The sequence below is a fragment of the Streptomyces sp. NPDC059788 genome, assembly GCF_042732265.1.
Taxonomy (GTDB): Bacteria; Actinomycetota; Actinomycetes; order Streptomycetales; family Streptomycetaceae; genus Streptomyces.
Genome location: NZ_JBHWHY010000089.1, coordinates 1 through 19227, shown reverse-complemented (window position 1 = coordinate 19227; position 19227 = coordinate 1). Strand labels below are relative to the sequence as shown.

17 protein-coding genes are annotated in these 19227 nt (G+C 72.9%); 9 read left to right on the top strand and 8 right to left on the bottom strand.

Features of this window, described 5'->3' with window-relative positions; translation table 11 throughout:
* Window positions 1-385 precede the first annotated feature (385 nt).
* Window positions 386-1921 carry a TldD/PmbA family protein gene (locus ACFV57_RS41655; RefSeq protein WP_385244173.1) on the bottom strand — a complete coding sequence of 512 codons (1536 nt, stop codon included), beginning with the start codon at window positions 1919-1921 and terminating at the stop codon, window positions 386-388.
* Between the two features lie 207 nt (window positions 1922-2128).
* On the opposite strand from ACFV57_RS41655, the gene fabG reads away from it, so the two are divergent.
* The gene (fabG, locus tag ACFV57_RS41650) at window positions 2129-2833 is read left to right on the top strand and encodes a 3-oxoacyl-[acyl-carrier-protein] reductase (RefSeq protein ID WP_385244170.1); all 705 of its coding nucleotides are present in this window, start codon (window positions 2129-2131) and stop codon (window positions 2831-2833) included.
* Between the two features lie 5 nt (window positions 2834-2838).
* Window positions 2839-3615 carry an enoyl-ACP reductase FabI gene (fabI, locus tag ACFV57_RS41645; protein ID WP_385244167.1) on the top strand — a complete coding sequence of 259 codons (777 nt, stop codon included), beginning with the start codon at window positions 2839-2841 and terminating at the stop codon, window positions 3613-3615.
* An 83-nt stretch (window positions 3616-3698) separates the two neighbouring features.
* Here the strand turns inward: fabI and ACFV57_RS41640 are convergent, their stop codons facing one another.
* On the bottom strand, window positions 3699-4382 hold the full coding sequence (locus ACFV57_RS41640) for a FadR/GntR family transcriptional regulator (RefSeq protein WP_385244164.1): 684 nt from the start codon (window positions 4380-4382) through the stop codon (window positions 3699-3701).
* 131 nt (window positions 4383-4513) lie between these two features.
* On the opposite strand from ACFV57_RS41640, the gene ACFV57_RS41635 reads away from it, so the two are divergent.
* The 4 genes from ACFV57_RS41635 to ACFV57_RS41620 all read left to right on the top strand — a co-directional run bounded on the left by ACFV57_RS41635 (window position 4514) and on the right by ACFV57_RS41620 (window position 7049).
* Window positions 4514-5854, top strand: coding sequence for a CynX/NimT family MFS transporter (locus ACFV57_RS41635; protein ID WP_385244161.1), 1341 nt, complete (start codon window positions 4514-4516; stop codon window positions 5852-5854).
* 4 nt (window positions 5855-5858) lie between these two features.
* Complete coding sequence (locus tag ACFV57_RS41630) at window positions 5859-5975, top strand: SGM_5486 family transporter-associated protein (protein ID WP_275126387.1); 117 nt, start codon at window positions 5859-5861, stop codon at window positions 5973-5975.
* Between the two features lie 248 nt (window positions 5976-6223).
* Window positions 6224-6433: a hypothetical protein gene (locus ACFV57_RS41625; RefSeq protein ID WP_385244158.1), complete on the top strand. Its 210-nt coding sequence runs from the start codon at window positions 6224-6226 to the stop codon at window positions 6431-6433.
* Window positions 6434-6530: 97 nt separating this feature from the next.
* The gene (locus tag ACFV57_RS41620) at window positions 6531-7049 is read left to right on the top strand and encodes a SixA phosphatase family protein (protein ID WP_385244155.1); all 519 of its coding nucleotides are present in this window, start codon (window positions 6531-6533) and stop codon (window positions 7047-7049) included.
* A gap of 123 nt (window positions 7050-7172) precedes the next feature.
* Here the strand turns inward: ACFV57_RS41620 and serB are convergent, their stop codons facing one another.
* Window positions 7173-8420 (bottom strand): phosphoserine phosphatase SerB, encoded by a 1248-nt coding sequence (serB, locus tag ACFV57_RS41615; protein WP_385244152.1) that lies wholly within the window; start codon window positions 8418-8420, stop codon window positions 7173-7175.
* Window positions 8421-8488: 68 nt separating this feature from the next.
* Window positions 8489-10465, bottom strand: coding sequence for a streptophobe family protein (locus ACFV57_RS41610; protein WP_385244148.1), 1977 nt, complete (start codon window positions 10463-10465; stop codon window positions 8489-8491).
* Between the two features lie 231 nt (window positions 10466-10696).
* Between ACFV57_RS41610 and ACFV57_RS41605 the strand changes: the two genes are divergently transcribed.
* Entirely contained in the window at window positions 10697-13315 is a 2619-nt protein-coding gene (locus tag ACFV57_RS41605) for an FHA domain-containing protein (RefSeq protein WP_385244145.1), read from the top strand.
* 112 nt (window positions 13316-13427) lie between these two features.
* Here ACFV57_RS41605 and ACFV57_RS41600 read toward each other — a convergent pair whose 3' ends face one another.
* From ACFV57_RS41600 to ACFV57_RS41585, 4 genes are all read right to left on the bottom strand, one after another.
* Window positions 13428-14165 (bottom strand): transglycosylase SLT domain-containing protein, encoded by a 738-nt coding sequence (locus ACFV57_RS41600; RefSeq protein ID WP_385244142.1) that lies wholly within the window; start codon window positions 14163-14165, stop codon window positions 13428-13430.
* Between the two features lie 339 nt (window positions 14166-14504).
* Entirely contained in the window at window positions 14505-15206 is a 702-nt protein-coding gene (locus tag ACFV57_RS41595; RefSeq protein ID WP_385244140.1) for a nitroreductase family protein, read from the bottom strand.
* 16 nt (window positions 15207-15222) lie between these two features.
* Window positions 15223-16389 carry an S-adenosylmethionine:tRNA ribosyltransferase-isomerase gene (locus tag ACFV57_RS41590; protein WP_385244138.1) on the bottom strand — a complete coding sequence of 389 codons (1167 nt, stop codon included), beginning with the start codon at window positions 16387-16389 and terminating at the stop codon, window positions 15223-15225.
* Window positions 16386-17180 carry an SDR family NAD(P)-dependent oxidoreductase gene (locus tag ACFV57_RS41585; protein WP_385244136.1) on the bottom strand — a complete coding sequence of 265 codons (795 nt, stop codon included), beginning with the start codon at window positions 17178-17180 and terminating at the stop codon, window positions 16386-16388. The genes ACFV57_RS41590 and ACFV57_RS41585 overlap by 4 nt, the downstream gene beginning before the upstream one ends.
* A gap of 186 nt (window positions 17181-17366) precedes the next feature.
* Here ACFV57_RS41585 and ACFV57_RS41580 point away from each other — a divergent pair, with 186 nt between their 5' ends.
* Both ACFV57_RS41580 and ACFV57_RS41575 read left to right on the top strand, forming a co-directional pair.
* On the top strand, window positions 17367-18542 hold the full coding sequence (locus ACFV57_RS41580) for a GAF domain-containing sensor histidine kinase (RefSeq protein WP_385244133.1): 1176 nt from the start codon (window positions 17367-17369) through the stop codon (window positions 18540-18542).
* Complete coding sequence (locus tag ACFV57_RS41575) at window positions 18535-19182, top strand: response regulator (protein WP_385244130.1); 648 nt, start codon at window positions 18535-18537, stop codon at window positions 19180-19182. Before ACFV57_RS41580 ends, ACFV57_RS41575 begins: the two co-directional genes overlap by 8 nt.
* Window positions 19183-19227: the final 45 nt, after the last annotated feature.

The following is a 19227-nucleotide window of genomic DNA, read 5'->3' as shown; positions in this document are numbered from 1 at the left end:
CTTCAGTACCGCAGCGACGTGATCGACGGCTGCCTCACCGGCACCGGACTCACCCCCGCCCCACCATGACGACATCACGCATTCAAGGTCAGTAGAGGTCGCGGCCTGGGTGGGGCACCGGACCACGCGGACGACGGAGCTGGTCTATGGGCACCTCGTCCGCAGGGCTATGGAACGAGGTGCCCCGGCCATGCACAACCGACTGGGGCTGAACCTGGTGCCCTTCAGAGGGCTCATCGCCCCGCCCCGGCTGACACCGGAGGAGGGCGACATGGGCGACGACTGGGGCGACGTCGCGTAGGCGGTCGTAGGCGGTTCTCCGAAGGTGGTTCCCCGTGGTGCCGTGTCGACCTGGTGCTGACTTCGGCCCTCCTCAGCGATCTTGCTACGAGCGGCCGGACTCGCTGGAGGTGTTCAGGATGTTCACGTTCCGGAACAGCGCGGTGGGGCACCCATGCGACACCGCCGCAATCTGCCCCGGCTGCGCCTTCCCGCAGTTGAACGCCCCTCCGAGAACGTACGTCTCCGGCCCCCCGACGGCCTCCATCGACCCCCAGAACTCCGTAGTACTTCCCTGATAGGCAACATCCCGGAGCTGTCCGCAAAGCTGCCCATCCCGGATGAGGTAGGCCCTTTGCTGTGTGAACTGGAAGTTGTACCTCTGCATGTCGATCGACCAGGAGCGGTCCCCCACCACATAGATGCCGCGCTCCACCCCGGAGATCAGCTCCTGTGTGGACGGGCCTTGGGGGGCGGGTTGCAGGGAGACGTTCGCCATGCGCTGGACGGGGACGTGGGCGGGGGAGTCCGCGTAGGCGCAGCCGTTGGAGCGGGGGGCGCCGGTGAGTTTGGCGATGCGGCGGTCGAGTTGGTAGCCGACCAGGGTGCCGTTCTTGATCAGGTCCCAGGACTGGGCGGCCACGCCCTCGTCGTCGTAGCCGATCGTGGCCAGGCCGTGTTCGGCGGTGCGGTCGCCGGTCACGTTCATCACCGGGGAGCCGTAGGCCAGTTCGCCGAGCTGGTCGAAGGTGGCGAAGGAGGTGCCCGCGTACGCCGCCTCGTAGCCGAGCGCGCGGTCCAGTTCGGTGGCGTGGCCGATGGACTCGTGGATGGTCAGCCACAGGTTGGACGGGTCCACGACCAGGTCATAGCGGCCGGGCTCGACGCCGGGGGCGCGCAGTTTTCCGGCGAGGTGGGGCGGGAGCTGCTCCAGTTCGGTGTCCCAGTCGTAGTGGTCGCCGGTCAGGTACTCCCAGCCGCGGCCCACGGGCGGCGCCAGGGTGCGCATGGAGTCGAACTCGCCGCTCGACGGGTCCACCGCGACCGCCGTCAGCTGCGGGTGCAGCCGTACCCGCTGCTGGGTGGTGCCGGTGCCCGCCGTGTCCGCGTAGAACTTGTTCTCCTGGACGGTCATCAGCGAGGCGTCCGCGTGTGCCACGCCCGGCGCGGCCAGCAGCCGGGCGCTCCACTCGGCGAGCAGCCCGGTCTTGTCGGCGTCCGGTACGTCGAAGGGGTTGATCTCGTACGAGGAGATCCATGTGCGGTCCGGATAGGCCGGCTCGTCCGCCAGCTCGACTCTCTCGGTGGCGGCCGCGGCCTCGATGACCTTCGCCGACAGCTTCGCCATCGCCACCGCCTGCCCGGCCACCCGTGCCGCGGCGTCCATCGTCAGGTCCACGCCGGACGCGAATCCCCAGGCGCCGTTGTGCACCACGCGCACCGCGTAGCCCAGGTCCGTGGTGTCGGAGGCCTCCGACGGTCTGGCGTCCCGTAGCCTCCAGGTGGCGGTGCGCACCCGCTCCAGGCGGAAGTCCGCGTGGGCCGCGCCCAGCGCGCGGGCCCGCGCCAGCGCGGCGTCGGCCAGTGCGTGCAGGGGCAGCGCGAGGAAGGTCTCGTCGATCGAACGAGGTGTGGCAGGCAAGGCGTCCTCCCGTGGTCGGCGCCTTGAATCATGCCCTGCCGGGCGCGCGCGGCCCACCCCGCGGGGGACCCGGACGGCGGTGTCTTCTGTAGGGACCCGACAGTGACCGGCGTGCGCGCCTGTCCGTGCTCGATTCTCCGTACGAGGCCGGTGACCGATAGTTTCGTAGCGAACGCAGGTCGGACAGGACACGGAAAGGGTGATCTCTTGAGCCGCTCGGTTCTGGTCACCGGAGGAAACCGCGGCATTGGCCTCGCCATCGCCCGGGCCTTCGCCGAGGCAGGCGACAAGGTCGCCATCACCTACCGCTCGGGGGAGCCGCCCGAGGGATTTTTGGCCGTGAAGTGCGACATCACGGACGCCGAGCAGGTCGAGCAGGCCTACAAGGAGATCGAGGAGAAGCAGGGCGCGGTCGAGGTGCTGGTGGCCAACGCCGGCGTCACCCGCGACCAACTGCTGATGCGGATGTCCGAGGAGGACTTCGCCTCGGTCCTCGACACCAACCTCACCGGTACGTTCCGGGTGGTCAAGCGCGCCAACCGCGCGATGCTGCGGGCGCGCAAGGGCCGTGTCGTACTGATCTCGTCCGTCGTGGGCCTGCTGGGCTCCGCGGGCCAGGCGAACTACGCCGCCTCCAAGGCCGGCCTGGTGGGCTTCGCCCGCTCGCTCGCCCGTGAGCTGGGCAGCCGTAACATCACCGTGAACGTCGTCGCGCCCGGTTTCGTCGACACCGACATGACCCGTGCGCTCAGCGACGAGCAGCGGGAAGGCATCGTCAAGCAGGTGCCGCTCGCGCGTTACGCGCAGCCCGAGGAGATCGCCGCCTCGGTCCGCTTCCTGGCCTCCGACGAGGCCGCGTACATCACCGGAGCCGTCATTCCCGTAGACGGCGGATTGGGCATGGGTCACTGATCAGCATGAGTGGAATCCTCGCAGGCAAGCGCATCCTGGTCACCGGGGTCCTCACGGACGCCTCGATCGCCTTCCACGTCGCCAAGCTGGCGCAGGAGGAGGGCGCCGAGGTCGTGCTGACCGGATTCGGCCGGCTCTCCCTCGTCGAGCGCATCGCCAAGCGGCTGCCGAAGCCCGCTCCGGTCATCGAGCTGGACGTGCAGAACAAGGAGCACCTGGACGGCCTGGCCGCCAAGGTCACCGAGCACTTCGGCGACGACCAGCTCGACGGCGTCGTGCACTCCATCGGCTTCGCCCCGCAGGACGCGCTGGGCGGCAACTTCCTGAACACCGAGTGGGCGTCGGTCGCCACGGCCGTCGAGGTCTCCGCGTACTCGCTCAAGGCCCTGACGATGGCGCTGCTGCCGCTGCTGGAGAAGCGCGGCGGCTCGGTCGTCGGCATGGACTTCGACGCGCAGATGGCCTGGCCGAAGTACGACTGGATGGGCGTGTCCAAGGCGGCGCTGGAGGCCACCTCCCGCTACCTCGCCCGCGACCTGGGCCCGAAGAACATCCGCTGCAACCTGGTCTCGGCGGGCCCGATCAAGTCGATGGCGGCGCGCTCCATCCCCGGCTTCGAGGAGCTGACGGACGTGTGGTCCACCCGCGCGCCGATCGGCTGGGACCTGACCGACCCGGAGCCGGCCGGCCGCGGTGTCGTCGCCCTGCTCTCGGACTGGTTCCCCAAGACCACCGGCGAGATCGTGCACGTCGACGGCGGCGTGCACATGATGGGTGCCTGACATCCCGTAAGCGACGCGAATGCCGCAACGCTGCCCGTCCCGGTCCGCCGGGGCGGGCAGCGCGCGTCGGGGGACGCCGGTGGTCAGCCGCTGCGCCGCGCGTCGAGCCGGCAGCCGAAGGGGTGCGCGCCCGCCTCGGCCGCCGCCCGTTCGCCGTCGCCGTCGCGGATCGCCGTCACCAGCCGCGCGTGGTCGACGTACGCCTCGGGCCGCAGCACGTCCCCCACGTCGGCGCGCAGGAACTCCCGCAGTACGCCCCCGAGGTCGGCGTACAGCTCGGCCAGCACCTCGTTGTGGGAGGCCGCGACGACCGCCATGTGCAGCGTCACGTCGGCCTCCACGAACGCCGTCGCCGCGCCGGACTCCCAGGCCCGCTCACGCCGCTCCAGCGCGGTGTCGAGCTGACGCAGATCCTGGTCGGTACGCCGCCGGGCGGCCAGCCGGGCCGCCGTCGCCTCCAGCGCGCTGCGCAGTTCCGCCACGTGCCCCGGGTCGGCGTCCGCGAAGCGGCGGTTCATCACCCCGGCCAGCTCGCTGGTCGCCGCCACGTACGTGCCCGAGCCCTGGCGGATGTCCAGCAGGCCGTTGTGCGCCAGTGCCCGTACGGCCTCGCGGACGGTGTTGCGGGCCACTCCGAGCTGGTCGACCAGCTCGGGCTCGGTGGGGATGCGGGAGCCCACCGGCCATTCACCGGAGGTGATCTGGGACCGCAGCTGGGTGATCACCTGGTCCGCCAGCGCGGAGCGCCGGGGTGAGGTCAGTGGCATGTCAGCGCTCCAGGGGGGCGGGGGCCGGGGGGCCATCGGTGGGCACCGCGAGAGGATAGCGAGCCCGCCGGGCACGGGAACCGGGCGAGAAACCTGGACACCTATTCATCCTATGATTCTATGATGAGTCCATGGCAGACGACTCCCTAGCGACACTCGGCTCCGCCGCCGGGCCCTCCGGCGCCCCGCCGGAGCAGCACACGAACGCCCCGGCCGCACCGGCCGCCCCCGTCGCACCGGCCGCGGCACCGGAACCGGCCCGCGGCCCGGCCGTCGGGCGAGGACTGCCGCTCATCATGATCGTCGGGCTGGTCCTGGCCGCCCTCAACCTCCGCCCGGCCATCACCAGCCTCGGCCCGCTCATGGAAGAGGTACGGTCCGGCCTGGGCATGAGCGCGGCCGTCGCCGGCCTGCTCACCTCCGTACCGGCCCTGTGCTTCGCCGTCTTCGGCACCGCCGCCCCGCGGCTGGCCCGGCGCTGGGGCCCCGGCGCGGTCGTCTGCGCCGGGATGACCGCGATAGCCGTCGGCGTCGTCGTACGGCCCTACACCGGCAGCACCCCCGGCTTCCTCGCCGCCACCGCTCTCGCCCTGGCCGGCATCGCGATCAGCAACGTCCTGCTGCCGGTGGTCATCAAGACCTGGTTCCCGGACCGCGTCGGCTCGCTGACCGGCCTGTACTCGATGGCGCTGGCCCTGGGCAGCGCGCTCGCCGCGGCGCTGACCGTTCCCGTCACGGCCGTGCTCAGCGGCAGCTGGCAGTCCGGCCTCGCGGTGTGGGCGGTGCTGGCCGCGCTCGCCGTCCTGCCGTGGCTGACCGTCGTACGCGGCCGCAAGGGCGAGCACGGGCCGGCCGCCGCGGCGCCCGCCGCACCGGCCGCGCTGCGGGTCAGCACCTCGCCGACCGCCTGGGCGCTGGCCGTCTTCTTCGGCCTCCAGGCCACCGCCGCCTACATCACCATGGGCTGGATGGCGCAGATCTTCCGCGATGCCGGGGTCCCGGCGGGCACCGCGGGCGTCCTGCTCGCCGTCACCATGGCGATCGGCGTACCGCTGTCCTTCGTCCTGCCCCGGCTGGCCACCCGGCTGGGCAACCAGGGCCCGCTGGCCGTCGGCCTCGGCCTGTGCGGGCTGGCCGGCTACGCGGGCCTGTGGCTCGCGCCGGCCTCCGGCGCCTGGGCCTGGACGCTGCTGATGGGCATCTCCAACTGCTCCTTCCCGCTGGCCCTGACCATGATCGGGATGCGGGCGCGCAGCGCCGAGGGCGTCGTACGGCTGTCCGCCTTCGTCCAGAGCGTCGGCTACCTGATCTCCATACCCGGACCGCTCCTGGTGGCCACCCTCTACCAGCACAGCGGCGGCTGGGGGCTGCCGATCGCGCTGATGGCCGGGCTGATGGTGCCGCAGATGGCGGTCGGGATGCTGGCGGGCCGGGACCGGCGGCTGGAGGACGAGGCCCGGGTGCGACACTGAAGCCATGCCAGTGCTCGAACCGAATCCGCCGGGCGGACAGAAGAAGCTGCTCATCGTGCTGGGCGCGATGCTCGCCGTGACCGCCGTCATCGCCGTCATCGCCAGTCTCGCCTCCCCCTGACGCACCGAAAGCGCCGCCCGCGTCCGGCGTCCGCTCCCGTCCGGCGTCCGCCCGCGGCGGGAGGGCGGGGCCGGGGTGGGGACAGCCCCACCATCCCCTAGGGGGCCAGGGTCAGGGGCAACTGGGTGGCGTACCGGATGGGAACGGCCGCCCGGGGACCGTAGGTTCGACACACACCGTGCCGCTGCGGTGGGCGCGGCCGCACCACGCGGCCGCGTCGTCCCCGCCCACGTCCCCGGAGGCCGCCGATGTCCGCCGTGTCCAGCAGGCCGTCCGTCCCCCGCCGCCCGGGTGCGCGTACGGGCCTGCCGTGGTGGGCCCTGACCCTGGCCGTCGTCTCCTTCGTCACGCTGCTCGTCGTCATGACGGCCCCCTCCCCGGCGCACGCGGCGGGCGCCTCCCCGAGCCTGGCGCCGGTGCTCGAATTCCTCGCCCGCCTCGTCGGCATCGGAGCCTGAGGCCGGTGACCGCGCGCCGCCGTCGGCGCGTTCACCCTGCGGGGGGAGCGCCCCAACACCTCGCGCCCCGCGCTGCGTTTCGTGCGAAGCTGGACACATGAGCGCCGAAACACCTCGCCGGATTGTCCTGCTCCGCCACGCCAAGGCCGACTGGTCGCAGGAGAGCGACCATGAGCGCCCCCTCGCGGAGCGAGGCCGCAAGGACGCCCCGGTCGCCGGTCACTGGCTGGCCGGAGCCGGGATCACCCCCGACCTGACCCTGTGCTCGACCGCCGCGCGTACGCGCGAAACCTGGAAGCTCGCCGTGGGCGAGCTGCCGCAGCGCCCCAAGACCGTCTACGAGGAGCGGCTCTACGAAGCCTCCGTCGGCGAGCTGATCGCGGTGCTGAACGAGACCTCCGACGACGTGCACGACCTGATGCTGGTCGGCCACAACCCCGGGATGCACGGGCTCGCCGACGCGCTGGCGGGTGAGGCCGAGGGCGATCTGCTGTCCCGGATGAACCGCAGCGGCTTCCCGACCTCCTCGATCGCCGTACTGACCTTCACTGGCTCCTGGAAGTCGGTCGAGCACGGCGTCGGCCGCCTGGTCGCGTTCTGGGCACCGCACGCCTGACCGGTCCCGACGAAACCACGAAGGGCCCCGGCGCCTCGGGCGGGCGCCGGGGCCCTCGCCGTGCGGAGGCCGCGGTCCGATCCGGACCGGCGCCGCCGGCGGGTGACCGGCGGCGCCCCGCCCTCAGTCGTCGTGCGTGTCCGCCGCCTCGACCTCTTCGCGGGTGATGCCGAGCAGGTACAGCACGGTGTCCAGGAACGGTACGTTCACCGCCGTGTGCGCGGCCTGGCGCACCAGGGGCTTGGCGTTGAAGGCGACACCCAGGCCCGCCGCGTTCAGCATGTCGAGGTCGTTGGCGCCGTCGCCGATCGCCACGGTCTGCGCGAGCGGTACGCCGGCCTCCTGGGCGAAGCGGCGCAGCAGCCGGGCCTTGCCCGCCCGGTCGACGATCTCGCCGGTCACCCGGCCGGTGAGCTTGCCGTCCACGATCTCCAGCGTGTTGGCGGACGCGAAGTCCAGCCCCAGCTCCTCCTGAAGCGCGTCGGTGACCTGCGTGAACCCGCCCGAGACGACGCCGACTTGGTAACCGAGGTGCTTGAGGGTGCGTACGAGCGTCCGCGCGCCGGGCGTGAGCCGTACCTCCTTGCGCACCAGCTCCACCACCCCCGCGTCCAGCCCCTTCAAGAGCGCGACGCGCGCGTGCAGCGACTCCTCGAAGTCCAGCTCGCCGCGCATGGCCGCCGCCGTGACCTCGGCGACCTGGGCCTCGCAGCCCGCGTGCGCCGCGAACAGCTCGATGACCTCGTCCTGGATGAGGGTGGAGTCGACGTCCATCACGACCAGGCGCTGCGCCCGGCGCTGCAGTCCGGAGGCGACCACCGCGACGTCCACGCCGAGCGCGGCCGCCTCGGTGGCCAGCGCGGTGCGCAGCGGCTCGGTCGCGGTGCCGGAGACCGCGAACTCCACGGCGGTGACGGGGTACTTGGCGAGCCGGAAGATACGGTCGATGTTGCCGCCGGTGCCGGTGATCGCGGCGGCGATGGCGGCGGTGGACTCCGCGGTGAGCGGGTGGCCGAGCACGGTCACGTGCGAGCGGCCGGTGCCGCGCGGCCGGTTGTCGCCCCGGCCGGAGATGATCTCGGCCTGGAGGTTCAGCGACTCGGCCCAGCTGTGCACGGTGGCCCGCAGGTCGCCCTCGGTGACGCCGGACGAGCCGCCGGCCGGCACGGGCGAGGTGACCAGGACGCACAGCACGATGCGGCCCCGGGTGACCACCTGCTCGATGTCGACGACGTCGACGGAGTAGGCGGCGAGAGTGTCGAAGAGCCCGGCGGTGATGCCGGGCCGGTCCTTGCCGAAGATCTTGACGAGAAGGGTCGGTACGTCGTCGCCCGGTACGGCGGTGGCAGGCGGGATCTGCGATGCGCTCATGGTGCTCTTACGGTAACCGGCCCGCGCCGGCTCCCGTACAGGTGTCCGTGGTACGGACGCTCCGCCCCTCAGCGCCCTTCTCCCGGGCGTCCGGGCGGCGGTGGCCCGTCGGGCGGGTCCTCCCGCCGCTGCCGCTGCCTGCCGCGCGGCTTCGGCGGCACCGGAGGGCGCGGGGGAGGGGGCGGCCCGTACCCGCCGCCCACCGTGGGGCGGGAATCGGGCGGCGGGGGCGCCTCCGGCGGCCTGCTCGCGGGGCGGCGGGCCGTCGGCGCCGCGTGCCCGGCGGGGGGCGGGCCCCAGTCCTGGGCGTGCGGGGGCCGTTCGGGCGGCGGTGGCCAGGTCTGGGTCTGCGGGGGCCGGCCCGGGGGCGGGGGTGGCCAGTTCTGCGCAGGGGGAGACTGCTGGGGCGGCGCGGCGGCGGTGCCGGGCGGCTTCTCGTCCGGACGCAAGTACGGGTTGGTGTCTGCGTGCGACGGCCGGTACGAGGGGGAGGGGGTGTACGGGCCGGGCCGGTAGGCGGCGTCGGGGTAGTCCCGGGAACCGGAGTCCTGGTGGCCGTAGCCCCGTGTGAAGGCGTCTTGGCCCGGGCCCCGGCCGGCTGCCCGTACGTCCTCCGGCGGCGGTTCCGCCTGGTCCGGCAGCCGCACCGCCCGCCGCCCGGCGGCCCCGGTGGCGCCCGCCAGCAGCCCGCCCACCAGGCCCGCCGCCGCACCCCACACCGCCCCCAGCGCGAACGCCGCCGCCACGCTCCCGCGCAGCTCCAGCCCCGCCCCGAACGCGTCGAACCCGAAGACGGACAGGCTCGCGTTCGCCGAGACGCCGGTCAGGTGCACCAGCAGCGGCAGCGTCAGCGCCGTCAGCGCGCCCAGCCCCGCCGCACACCGCAGCGCGAACGGCAGCGTCCGGACGCCCTCCCGCGGCGTACGGACGGCCGTGAAGACGCCCGCCAGCAGCATCATCAGCGCGGCGGCGACCGGCAGCAGCCACACCCGCCCGTCCAGCTCGGCGAGCCGCCCGATGGTCAGCTGCGCCTCGCCGCGCCCGTCGAGGAGCCGGTCCACGGGGTCGGGCAGGAAGCGGGTGAGCACGCCGGACGCGCTGCCGTGCCAGGGGACGAAGAGGCCCAGCGGAATCGCGAGCCACACGCCGTTGGGGGCGGCGAGCAGCGCCGCGCCCAGCACCCGCCGGGGATGGTCGTCGCCGATCGCCGCGTACCCGGCCGCCGCCAGGCCCGCGGCCACCGCCACGAGCAGCACCGTCACCAGCGCCGACGCCGCGGGACGCACGAAGCGGTGGGCGGCCGTGAGCGCGCGGGGCAGCGGCGCCCGCCGGTACGCCAGCACCGCGATCACCAGCACGCCCAGCACCCACACCGCGCCGCCGACGAGGGAGGCGCCGGTGTTCACCGCGAACCCGACGGACGCCTCGGCGCCGATGAGGTCGGCGACCCGCTCCGGCAGCCCGCCGCCGTCGCCGTCCCCGACCCCGAGGCCGCCCAGGCCGTCCCGGAGCCTGTCCAGCAGCCCGCCGTCACCGCCGCCGCTGCCGCCACCGCTGCCTCCGCCGCCGACGAGCCCGCCCAGCCCGGCCAGCGTCTTGCCGTCGATCGTCACGGAGTCGTGCCCGGCCCAGGCCAGGAAGGCCAGCAGCCCGACGAACAGGGCCACCAATACCCCCACGCGTGCCGCGAGTTCACCCGCGCCGATGGTCGCGCCGGCCCGGCGCAGCGAGCGGGCGAACACCCACCCCAGCACCAGGGCCCCCACCAGACTCACACCCAACGGCGCAATGTCAACGGCGGATTCGGCCGCCTGCCCCTGGAGCCCGAACGCGCTCACATCGCCCGACGGCGTCACCGAGCCGCCCACGGCCAGGACCACCGCCGCGGCCGTCAGCGGGCCGAGCGACGCCGCCGAGTCGGCGCCGAGCAGCTGCAGCCCCAGCGCCGCCACTCCGGCCATCGCCAGGAACGCCCAGCTGACGGCGGCGACGGCGGACAGCACCACATCGCCCCAGCGGATTCGTGCGGTCCTCGCGGCGGTCATCGACAGCCTCCCGATCCGAGCCGAGTCGCCCCGAACGCACGAGATGCCATGATCCGTACGCATCCGTGGGCGCTTACCACTCTCCGTGGGCCTTTCGCCGCCGTCAACGCAACCGGCTCATGACCTTGTCGGACCGGATTTTTGGCTCCGGGCACCGCGCCTGAAATAGTTCCTCACGATGTTCGCCATCCCTAGACTTCCCATACAGGGCGTCACTCGGGGGACTATGTAATGGGGCATGGAGTGCCTGAACTCGTACTCGAATTGAACGGACGGACCTGGACGCTCGACCCGTCCCGGTCCTACAGCTTGGGCAGAGATCCGCAGGGCGACATGGTGCTGGACGACGCCAGGGTCTCCTGGCGGCACGCCACCGTGCGCTGGGGCGGGCGCAGTTGGGTCATCGAAGACCAGGGCAGCACCAACGGCACGTACGTCCAGGGCCGGCGGATCCACCAGATGGAGATCGGCCCCGGCTCCGCGGTGCATCTCGGCAACGCCACGGACGGCCCCCGGCTGACCCTGTCGGGCAGCGCCGCGCCGGCCGCGGGCGTCCACAGCGCGCAGACCGCGATGGCTTCGCCGCAGGTCCGGCCCGCGCCCCAGCAGCAGGCCGGGCCGGGGTGGGCCGCGCCGCCGCAGGCCCAGCAGCCGCCGGTCCACCAGGCCCCCGTCTACCAGGCACCGCACCAGGCCCCGGCCCAGCAGGTGCCGCAGCAGGGCTGGAACCAGCCGCAGGCCCCGTACGCCCAGCAGCAGCCGCCCCAGAGCGGTCCCGTTCAGGCGCAGCAGCCCCCCGTGGCCCAGCAGCCCCCCGCCGACCCGTCCCGCGCCGCTGCCCCGCCGGTCTACGGCGACCGCAGCCCGACCACGTTCCACCGCCTCGACCTCGGCCGCGTCATGCGCATCGGCCGCGCGCTGGAGAACGAGCTGGTCGTCTCCGACCTCCAGGTCTCCCGGCACCACGCCGAGTTCCGGGCCACGCCCGACGGCCGCTTCGAGATCCACGACCTCGGCAGCCACAACGGCACGTACATCAACGGCCAGCCGGTCCCCAAGTCCGGCAAGGCACCGGTCGGCCCGAACGACATCATCGGCGTCGGCCACTCCACCTTCCGGCTGGTCGGCGACCGGCTGGAGGAGTTCGTCGACACCGGCGAGGTCTCCTTCTCCGCCCGCCACCTGACCGTCACCGTCGACGGCGGCAAGCAGATCCTCAAGGACGTCTCCTTCGGCGTCCCGGAGAAGTCCCTGGTCGCGGTCATCGGCCCGTCCGGGTCCGGCAAGTCCACCCTGCTCAAGGCGCTGACCGGCTACCGGCCCGCCGACCAGGGCGACGTCCTCTACGACAACCGCAACCTCTACAAGCAGTTCGCCGAGCTGCGCCAGCGCATCGGCCTGGTCCCGCAGGACGACATCCTCCACAAGGAGCTGACCGTCCAGAAGGCCCTGAAGTACGCGGCCAAGCTGCGCTTCCCCGGCGACACCGCCGAGGCCGAGCGCACGGCGCGCATCGACGAGGTGCTGCGCGAGCTGAAGCTCGACATCCACCGGGACAAGAAGGTCACCTCCCTGTCCGGCGGCCAGCGCAAGCGCGTCTCGGTCGCCCTGGAACTGCTGACCAAGCCGTCCCTGATATTCCTGGACGAGCCGACCTCCGGCCTGGACCCGGGCATGGACCGCGACGTCATGCAGCTGCTGCGCGGCCTCGCCGACGACGGCCGTACGGTCCTGGTGGTCACCCACTCCGTCGCCGAGCTGGCACTGTGCGACAAGCTGCTGGTGATGGCGCCGGGCGGCGGCGTGGCCTACTTCGGCCCGCCGGAGGAGGCGCTGAACTTCTTCCAGTACGACTCCTGGGCGGACGTCTTCTCCGCCTTCGAGAACTACCGCGACTACGACTGGATGGGCCGCTGGCGCGGCTCCCCGCACTACCAGATGTACGCCGCGGACATCGACGCCGTCGCCCCGCAGTCGGTGTCCGTCCAGGCACCCCCGGTCCGGATGCAGAAGTCCCAGAGCTGGGGCTCGCAGCTGTGGACGCTGATGCGGCGCTATGTCTCCGTGCTCGCCTCCGACCGCGGCTTCCTCGGCCTGATGCTGATCCTGCCGGCCGTGCTCGGCGTGGTCTCCATCCTCATCCCCAGCCAGCACGGCCTGGGGTACGGGCCCAAGGGCCCCAACCGCGACGCCAGCACGATCATGCTGATCCTCGCGGTCGGCATGTGCTTCTCGGGCGCCGCCAACTCGGTCCGCGAGCTGATCAAGGAGCGGGTCATCTACGAGCGCGAACGGGCCACCGGCCTGTCGCGCTCCGCGTATCTGATGTCCAAGGTGATCGTGCTCGGCGTGGTCACCGCCTTCCAGGGCGTGATCATCGCGGCGATCGGCTTCGCCCCGCGCAAGATGCCCACCGAGGGCGTCCTGTTCAAGGACCTGCCGGCCGTCGAGATGGCGCTCGCGGTCATCGCGCTCGGCTTCACCTCGATGATGTTCGGCCTGATCATCTCGGCGCTGGTCAAGACCGCCGAGAAGACCATGCCGCTGCTGGTCATGTTCGCCATCGTCCAGGTGGTCTTCACCGGCGTGCTCTTCCAGCTCTTCGACACGGTCGGCGTCGCCCAGGTGGCCTGGCTGATGCCGTCCCGCTGGGCGGTGGCCGCGATGGGCGCCACCGCCGACATGAACACGCTGCTGCCGTGGGAGGCGGGCAACCCCGACCCGCTGTGGAAGCACGAGGCGAGCGTCTGCGGCATGGACCTGATCATCCTCGTCGCGCTCGGCGTGGCCCTCGCCTTCGTCGTGGCCCGGCTGCTGCGCCGCCACGAGCCGGAGGTCATGCGCAAGTAGCGCACCCGACGACAAGCGCCGAGGGGCGGCACCCACTGTGGGTGCCGCCCCTCGGCGGTCTCACGTTCGCGTCCAGGCGCGCGGCCGGCGGCCCGCGGCGCGCCGGTCGGGCTCAGTACGCCGAGTTGACGTTGTCCATCGAGCCGTAGGTCGCGGCGGCGTACTTGCACGCGGCGGTGATGTTGGCGACCGGGTCGAAGATGTCCCAGGACGTGCCGTCGACGTGGTACGCCTGGAAGGTCGGGTCGATGACCTGGAGCAGGCCCTTGGACGGGGTGCCCTGCTGCGCGTTGGAGTCGTAGCCGTTGACGGCCTGCGGGTTGCCGGTCGACTCCCGCATGATGTTGCGGTAGATGCCGTCGTAGGAGCCGGGGATGCCCTGCTTCTGCATGATGTCCAGCGACTCCCGGATCCAGCCGTCCAGGTCGTTGCTGTAGGACTTGGCCGGCTCCGGGGCGGGGGCGGCGGCGCGGTCGGCGGACCGGCTCGCGCCTTCCTGGTCCTTGCGCTCCTGGTCGGCCTTGGCCTTGGCGTCGGCCTCCTGCTTCGCCTTGGCCTCGTCCTCGGCCTTCTTCCTGGCCTCGGCGGCGTCCTTCTCGGCCTGCTGGGCGGAGGCGTCCGCCTGCTTGCCGATGGTGTCCTGCTGGGTCTTGGCGGCGTTGTCGACCGCGCTGAAGGCGACCGGCTTGACGTTCTGGACGGCGGCCTGGTCGTGGCCCTCCTTGGCGTCGGCCGAGCCCGGTACGACGGCGAAGACCAGGGCGGCGGCACCGGCCGCGGCGACGCCGGCGGCCGAGAGCTTGTGCGTCCGGTTGAGGCGGCCGTAACCGGGAATGGCGTGCTTGGACATGCGGAGTAAGACCTCTTCCAATGGGTTGCGCCGCTGTGGCCGGGAAAGGCGATGAACGCCGAGTTCTGTCCACGGCGCCGAGCGACGGGAGTCATTGTTAGCGGCCGAAAATTCGCCGAGCAAAGAGCCGGATTACGATCCTGGTTAGTGGAACCCGGGGCGCGGATATCGCGTCCTTACCGGGTCAATCCCAGGTACACCCCGCATCATCCAAAGGTCGTACACGCGCCACAAAGCACTAATGCCGTTCGTAAGTGACGTAGGTCCTATGTGCGGCGTCACACCGGGCAGCAGGTTTAACTGCCCGGCGTGATTGCACTCGCACAGTCAGTGAGTGAATTAGATCTCCACCAGCACCTGGTCCAGGGTCTTTCGGACCAGATCCGGTACCCGACAGTCCTTCGCCGGATATCCGACCGGGATCACCGCGAACGCCTTCTCGTTGGCGGGCCGCCCCAGCACCTCCTGGAGGAAGCGCATCGGGCTCGGTGTGTGCACCAGCGCCGCCAGGCCCGACAGGTGCAGCGCGGACAGCAGCATCCCGACCGCGATGCCCACCGACTCGTCCACGTAGTAGTGCTTGTGCCTGGCGCCGTCCTCGCCCAGCCAGTACCGCTGCTGGAAGACCACGATCAGGTGGGGCGCGTCGGTCAGATGCGGTTTGATCTCGTCCGTACCCAGGGGCCGCAGCGCCGTCAGCCACTCCTCGCCGAGCCGTCCGGCGTAGGAGATACGTTCCTCTTCCTCCGCCGCCTCCCGGATGCGCCGCCGCACCTGAGCGTCCTTGACCAGGACGAACGTCCAGGGCTGCTGGTGCGCCCCGGAGGGCGCGGTGGCCGCGCAGGCGATGGCGTCCTTCACCACCTGCTCCGGCACCGGATCGGCGGAGAACTGCCGGACGGTCCGCCGCCGGTCCATCCGCTCGCGCAGCTCGGCGGCGCGGGCCAGCGATTCGCCGGCGGGCATCCGCTCGGGCCGGTACGGCACCGACCGGTAGGGATCGCCGTGGGTCGGTGTCCAGTTCCTCGTTGGTGTCGACATGCTCCGAGTCTGGAGCTCAGGACGGCACGACGAGATGGAGATCCCCGAACTCGTGCCACAGGTACCGGTGCCGTACCGCCTCCGCGTACGCCCGGCACAGCGCGTCCCCGAAGGCCGCGCCGCCCGCCGCCGCCCGGCCGACCGCCTCCAGCATCAGCAGGTGCGACGCCTGCGGCTCGTGCAGCCCGGTCAGCAGTCCGTCCACCGCCCGCACCCCGCGCTCCGGGGTGACGACCAGGTCCGTCCACCCGGACGCCGCCCGTATCCGCCCGTCCGCGCTGGCGGCGCTCTCCAGCGCCCGTACGGCCGTCGTGCCCACCGCCACCACCCGCCCACCCGTCACCCGCCCCCGCCCTTCAGCGGAGGCGCTTCGCGCCCCGAGCCGATGCGCCCGCGCCGCGTTGACCTGCCACGCCGTGGACGGCGGCACCTCGAAGCGCTCCGGATACGGCGGCTCGTACGCCTCCGCCGACGCCACCCCCGTGTGCAGCGTCACCGGCGCGATCTGCACCCCGCCGCTCACCAGCCGCGCCACCAGCGACGCGGTGAACGGCCGGGCCGCGCTCGGCATCTCCGCGCTGCCGCCGCCGTCGCGCGAGCCCACCGCGAACACCGTCTGGTACGCGGCCAGCGGCTGGTCCCGGTCCGTGTAGCCGTACCGGATCGGCCGCCCGTACCGGCGCAGCACGTCCAGGACCGGCGCCCCCGACACCCGCCCCCACCACAGCCGTACGCTCCCGGGGTCCACCGGCGCCCGCAGCTCCAGCCGCGCGCCGCCCGGCAGCCGCACCACCGTGCCCGCCGGGCCGCCCGCCCGCTGCCGCGTGGCGCCGCGGCCGTCCGGCGTCCGCAGCTCCACGGCCCAGTCCCCGGCCGCCGCCTCCGGCCGCGGATACCGTTCGTCCGCCCGCGTCGAGAAGTGCACGACCACGGGCTCGCCGCGGCCCCGCCCGTCACCGACCCGGCCGTCGAGCGCCGCCGGCAGGGTGCGCGAGGTGTTCACCACCAGCACGTCCCCGGGCGACAGCAGCCACGGCAGCTCCCGGAACGCGTGGTGCGCCGGCTCCGCCGTACCCCGGCTGACCAGCAGCCGCACACCGTCCCGTCCCTGTCCGGGCGCGCGCCGCTCGGCGGGCTCCCGCGCGGACAGTTCCGCCGGCACCCGCAGCACCTCGGCGGTCACCGGGCACCCTCCAGCAGGCCGGGCGCCGCGTACCGCCCGCTGGCCGCACCGGCGTCCAGCAGCCGCAGCAGCGCCGGTACGACCGTCCCGGGCAGCGGGCGCCCGGAGCCGTCGTCGGCGGGCACGGCCGCCGCGTACAGATCCGTCCGCATGTCGCCCGGGTCCACCCACCACACCCGCAGCCCCGGCTCCTCGACCGCCAGCACCGCCGAGAGCTGGTCGAGCGCCGCCTTCGCCGCCCCGTAACCGCCCCAGGTCTCGTACGCCTCGGCCGCCGCGTCGGAGCTGATGTTGAGCACGGCCCCACCGGAGCCGGATAATTTGCCCGTACTTGTCCCGGTATGGGAAGAAGAGGTTTCGGTGTCCCCTATATAAGGAGAAGAGGCGGGTGTCCCGAACAATGACGAGGCCCGCAGCAGCGGCAGCGCCTCCTGTACGAGCCCCAGCGGCGCCACCGCATTGACCTCCAGCGCCGCCCGCAGCCCGTCGAGCGGGTGCCCCTCCAGCCGCACCAGCGGCTCGGCGCCCAGCACACTCGCGTTGTTCACCAGCAGGTCCAGCCCGCCCAGCTCCCGGGCCGCGGCCACCAGCTCCGCCCGGTGCGCGGCGTCCGCCACGTCCCCGGGCAGCGCCACCACCCGCGCCCCCGCCCGGCGCATCCCCCGCGCCGCCTCCTCCAGCGGCCCGGCCGACCTGGCGTCCACCACCAGGTCCCAGCCGCGCCCGGCCAGCGCCGCGCCCAGCGCGCGCCCCAGCCCCTTCGACGCCCCCGTGATCACTGCCACCGGCATGGGCCGTCCCCGCCTCTCTCCGCCTGGATGTACGTCCGTGCAGCTCACGCTAGGAACGGGCCGGCCCCGGCCACCTCGGGCAGCGGGCGGGACGGCCGAGGGCACTTCGCCCTAGGCCCGCGGACCTAACCGGGGGCCGCCGGTGGTCCGATACGGGCGGCACGCCCCCGCCGGTACGGTGAAGCCATGACCAACGGACCGGGAGACGGACACGGACCGGGAGACGGGCCGGGCGCCGGAATCCCCGCCGTGAGCAGCGCGATCCTCGCCATGAGCAGGCACCTGGAAGTACGCGACGTCCTCAAGACGATCGTCGCCTCCGCGCGCGAACTGCTCGACGCCGAGTACGCCGCCCTCGGCGTGCCCGACGATCACGGCGGCTTCGCGCAGTTCGTGGTCGACGGCGTCAGCGACGAGGAGTGGAAGGCCATCGGCCCGCTGCCGCGCCAGCACGGCATCCTCGCCGCCATGCTGCACAACGCCACCCCGGAGCGGCTCGCCGACGTCCGCGCCGACCCGCGCTTCGGCGGCTGGCCCACCGCCCACCCGGACATGTCCGACTTCATCGGGATGCCGGTCGCCGACGGCGACGAGATCCTCGGCGCGCTCTTCCTCGCCAACAAGAACTGCCCCAAGCCCACGGGCGGCTGCGGCTTCACCGCCGAGGACGAACGGCTGCTCGGCATACTCGCCCAGCACGCCGCCATCGCCCTGACCAACGCCCGCCTCTACGAGCGCAGCCGCGAACTGACCATCGCGGGGGAGCGCGCCCGCCTCGCCCACGAACTGCACGACGCCGTCGCCCAGAAACTCTTCTCGCTGCGGCTGACCGCCCAGGCCGCCACCGCCCTCGTGGACCGCGACCCGGCACGCGCCAAGGGCGAGTTGCAGCAGGTCGCCGCCCTCGCCGCGGAGGCCGCCGACGAACTGCGCGCCGCCGTCGTCGAATTGCGGCCCGCCGCCCTGGACGAGGACGGCCTCGTCGCCACCCTGCGCTCCCAGGTCCAGGTCCTGGACCGCGCCCACCACGCCCGGGTCACCTTCGAGGCCCAGGGCGTACGGGCCCTGCCCGCCGCCCAGGAGGAGGCGCTGCTGCGCGTCGCCCAGGAAGCCCTGCACAATGCCCTGCGGCACGCCCGCGCCGACCGCGTCGGAGTGACCCTCGTACGGCACGGCCAGGGCGCCCTGCTGCGCGTCGCCGACGACGGCTGCGGCTTCGACACCCGCGCGGTCCGCCGCGCCGGGCGGCACCTGGGCCTGGTGTCGATGCGCGACCGGGCGAGCGGTGTCGGTGGCCGGCTCACCGTGGAATCGGAGCCCGGCAAGGGCACCGCTGTCGAGATGGAGGTACCCGGTGGGTGACACCGGCGCAATCAGGGTCCTGTTGGTCGACGACCACCAGGTCGTCCGCCGCGGGCTGCGCACGTTCCTGGAAGTCCAGGACGACATCGAGGTGGTGGGGGAGGCGTCCGACGGCGCCGAGGGCATCGCCGCCGCCGAGCAACTGCGCCCGGACGTCGTCCTGATGGACGTCAAGATGCCGGGCATGGACGGCATCGAGGCGCTGCGCAAGCTGCGCGAACTGGACAACCCGGCCCGCGTGCTGGTCGTCACCAGCTTCACCGAACAGCGCACCGTCGTCCCGGCGCTTCGCGCGGGCGCGGCGGGCTACGTCTACAAGGACGTGGACCCGGACGCGCTGGCCGGCGCCATCCGCTCCGTACACGCCGGACACGTCCTGCTCCAGCCCGAGGTGGCCGGCGCGCTGCTCACCCAGGAGGAGGGCAACAACGGCCAGGGCCGCGGGACTTCGCTGACCGACCGGGAGCGCGAGGTCCTCGGCCTGATAGCGGACGGCCGTTCCAACCGCGAGATCGCCCGCGCGCTGGTGCTGTCCGAGAAGACCGTCAAGACCCATGTGTCGAACATCCTGATGAAGCTCGACCTGGCCGACCGGACGCAGGCCGCGCTGTGGGCGGTCCGGCACGGCATCGGCGCCTGAACGACCGGCCCGCCCCGGCCCCCGGCCCGGACCTGGGCCGGGGGC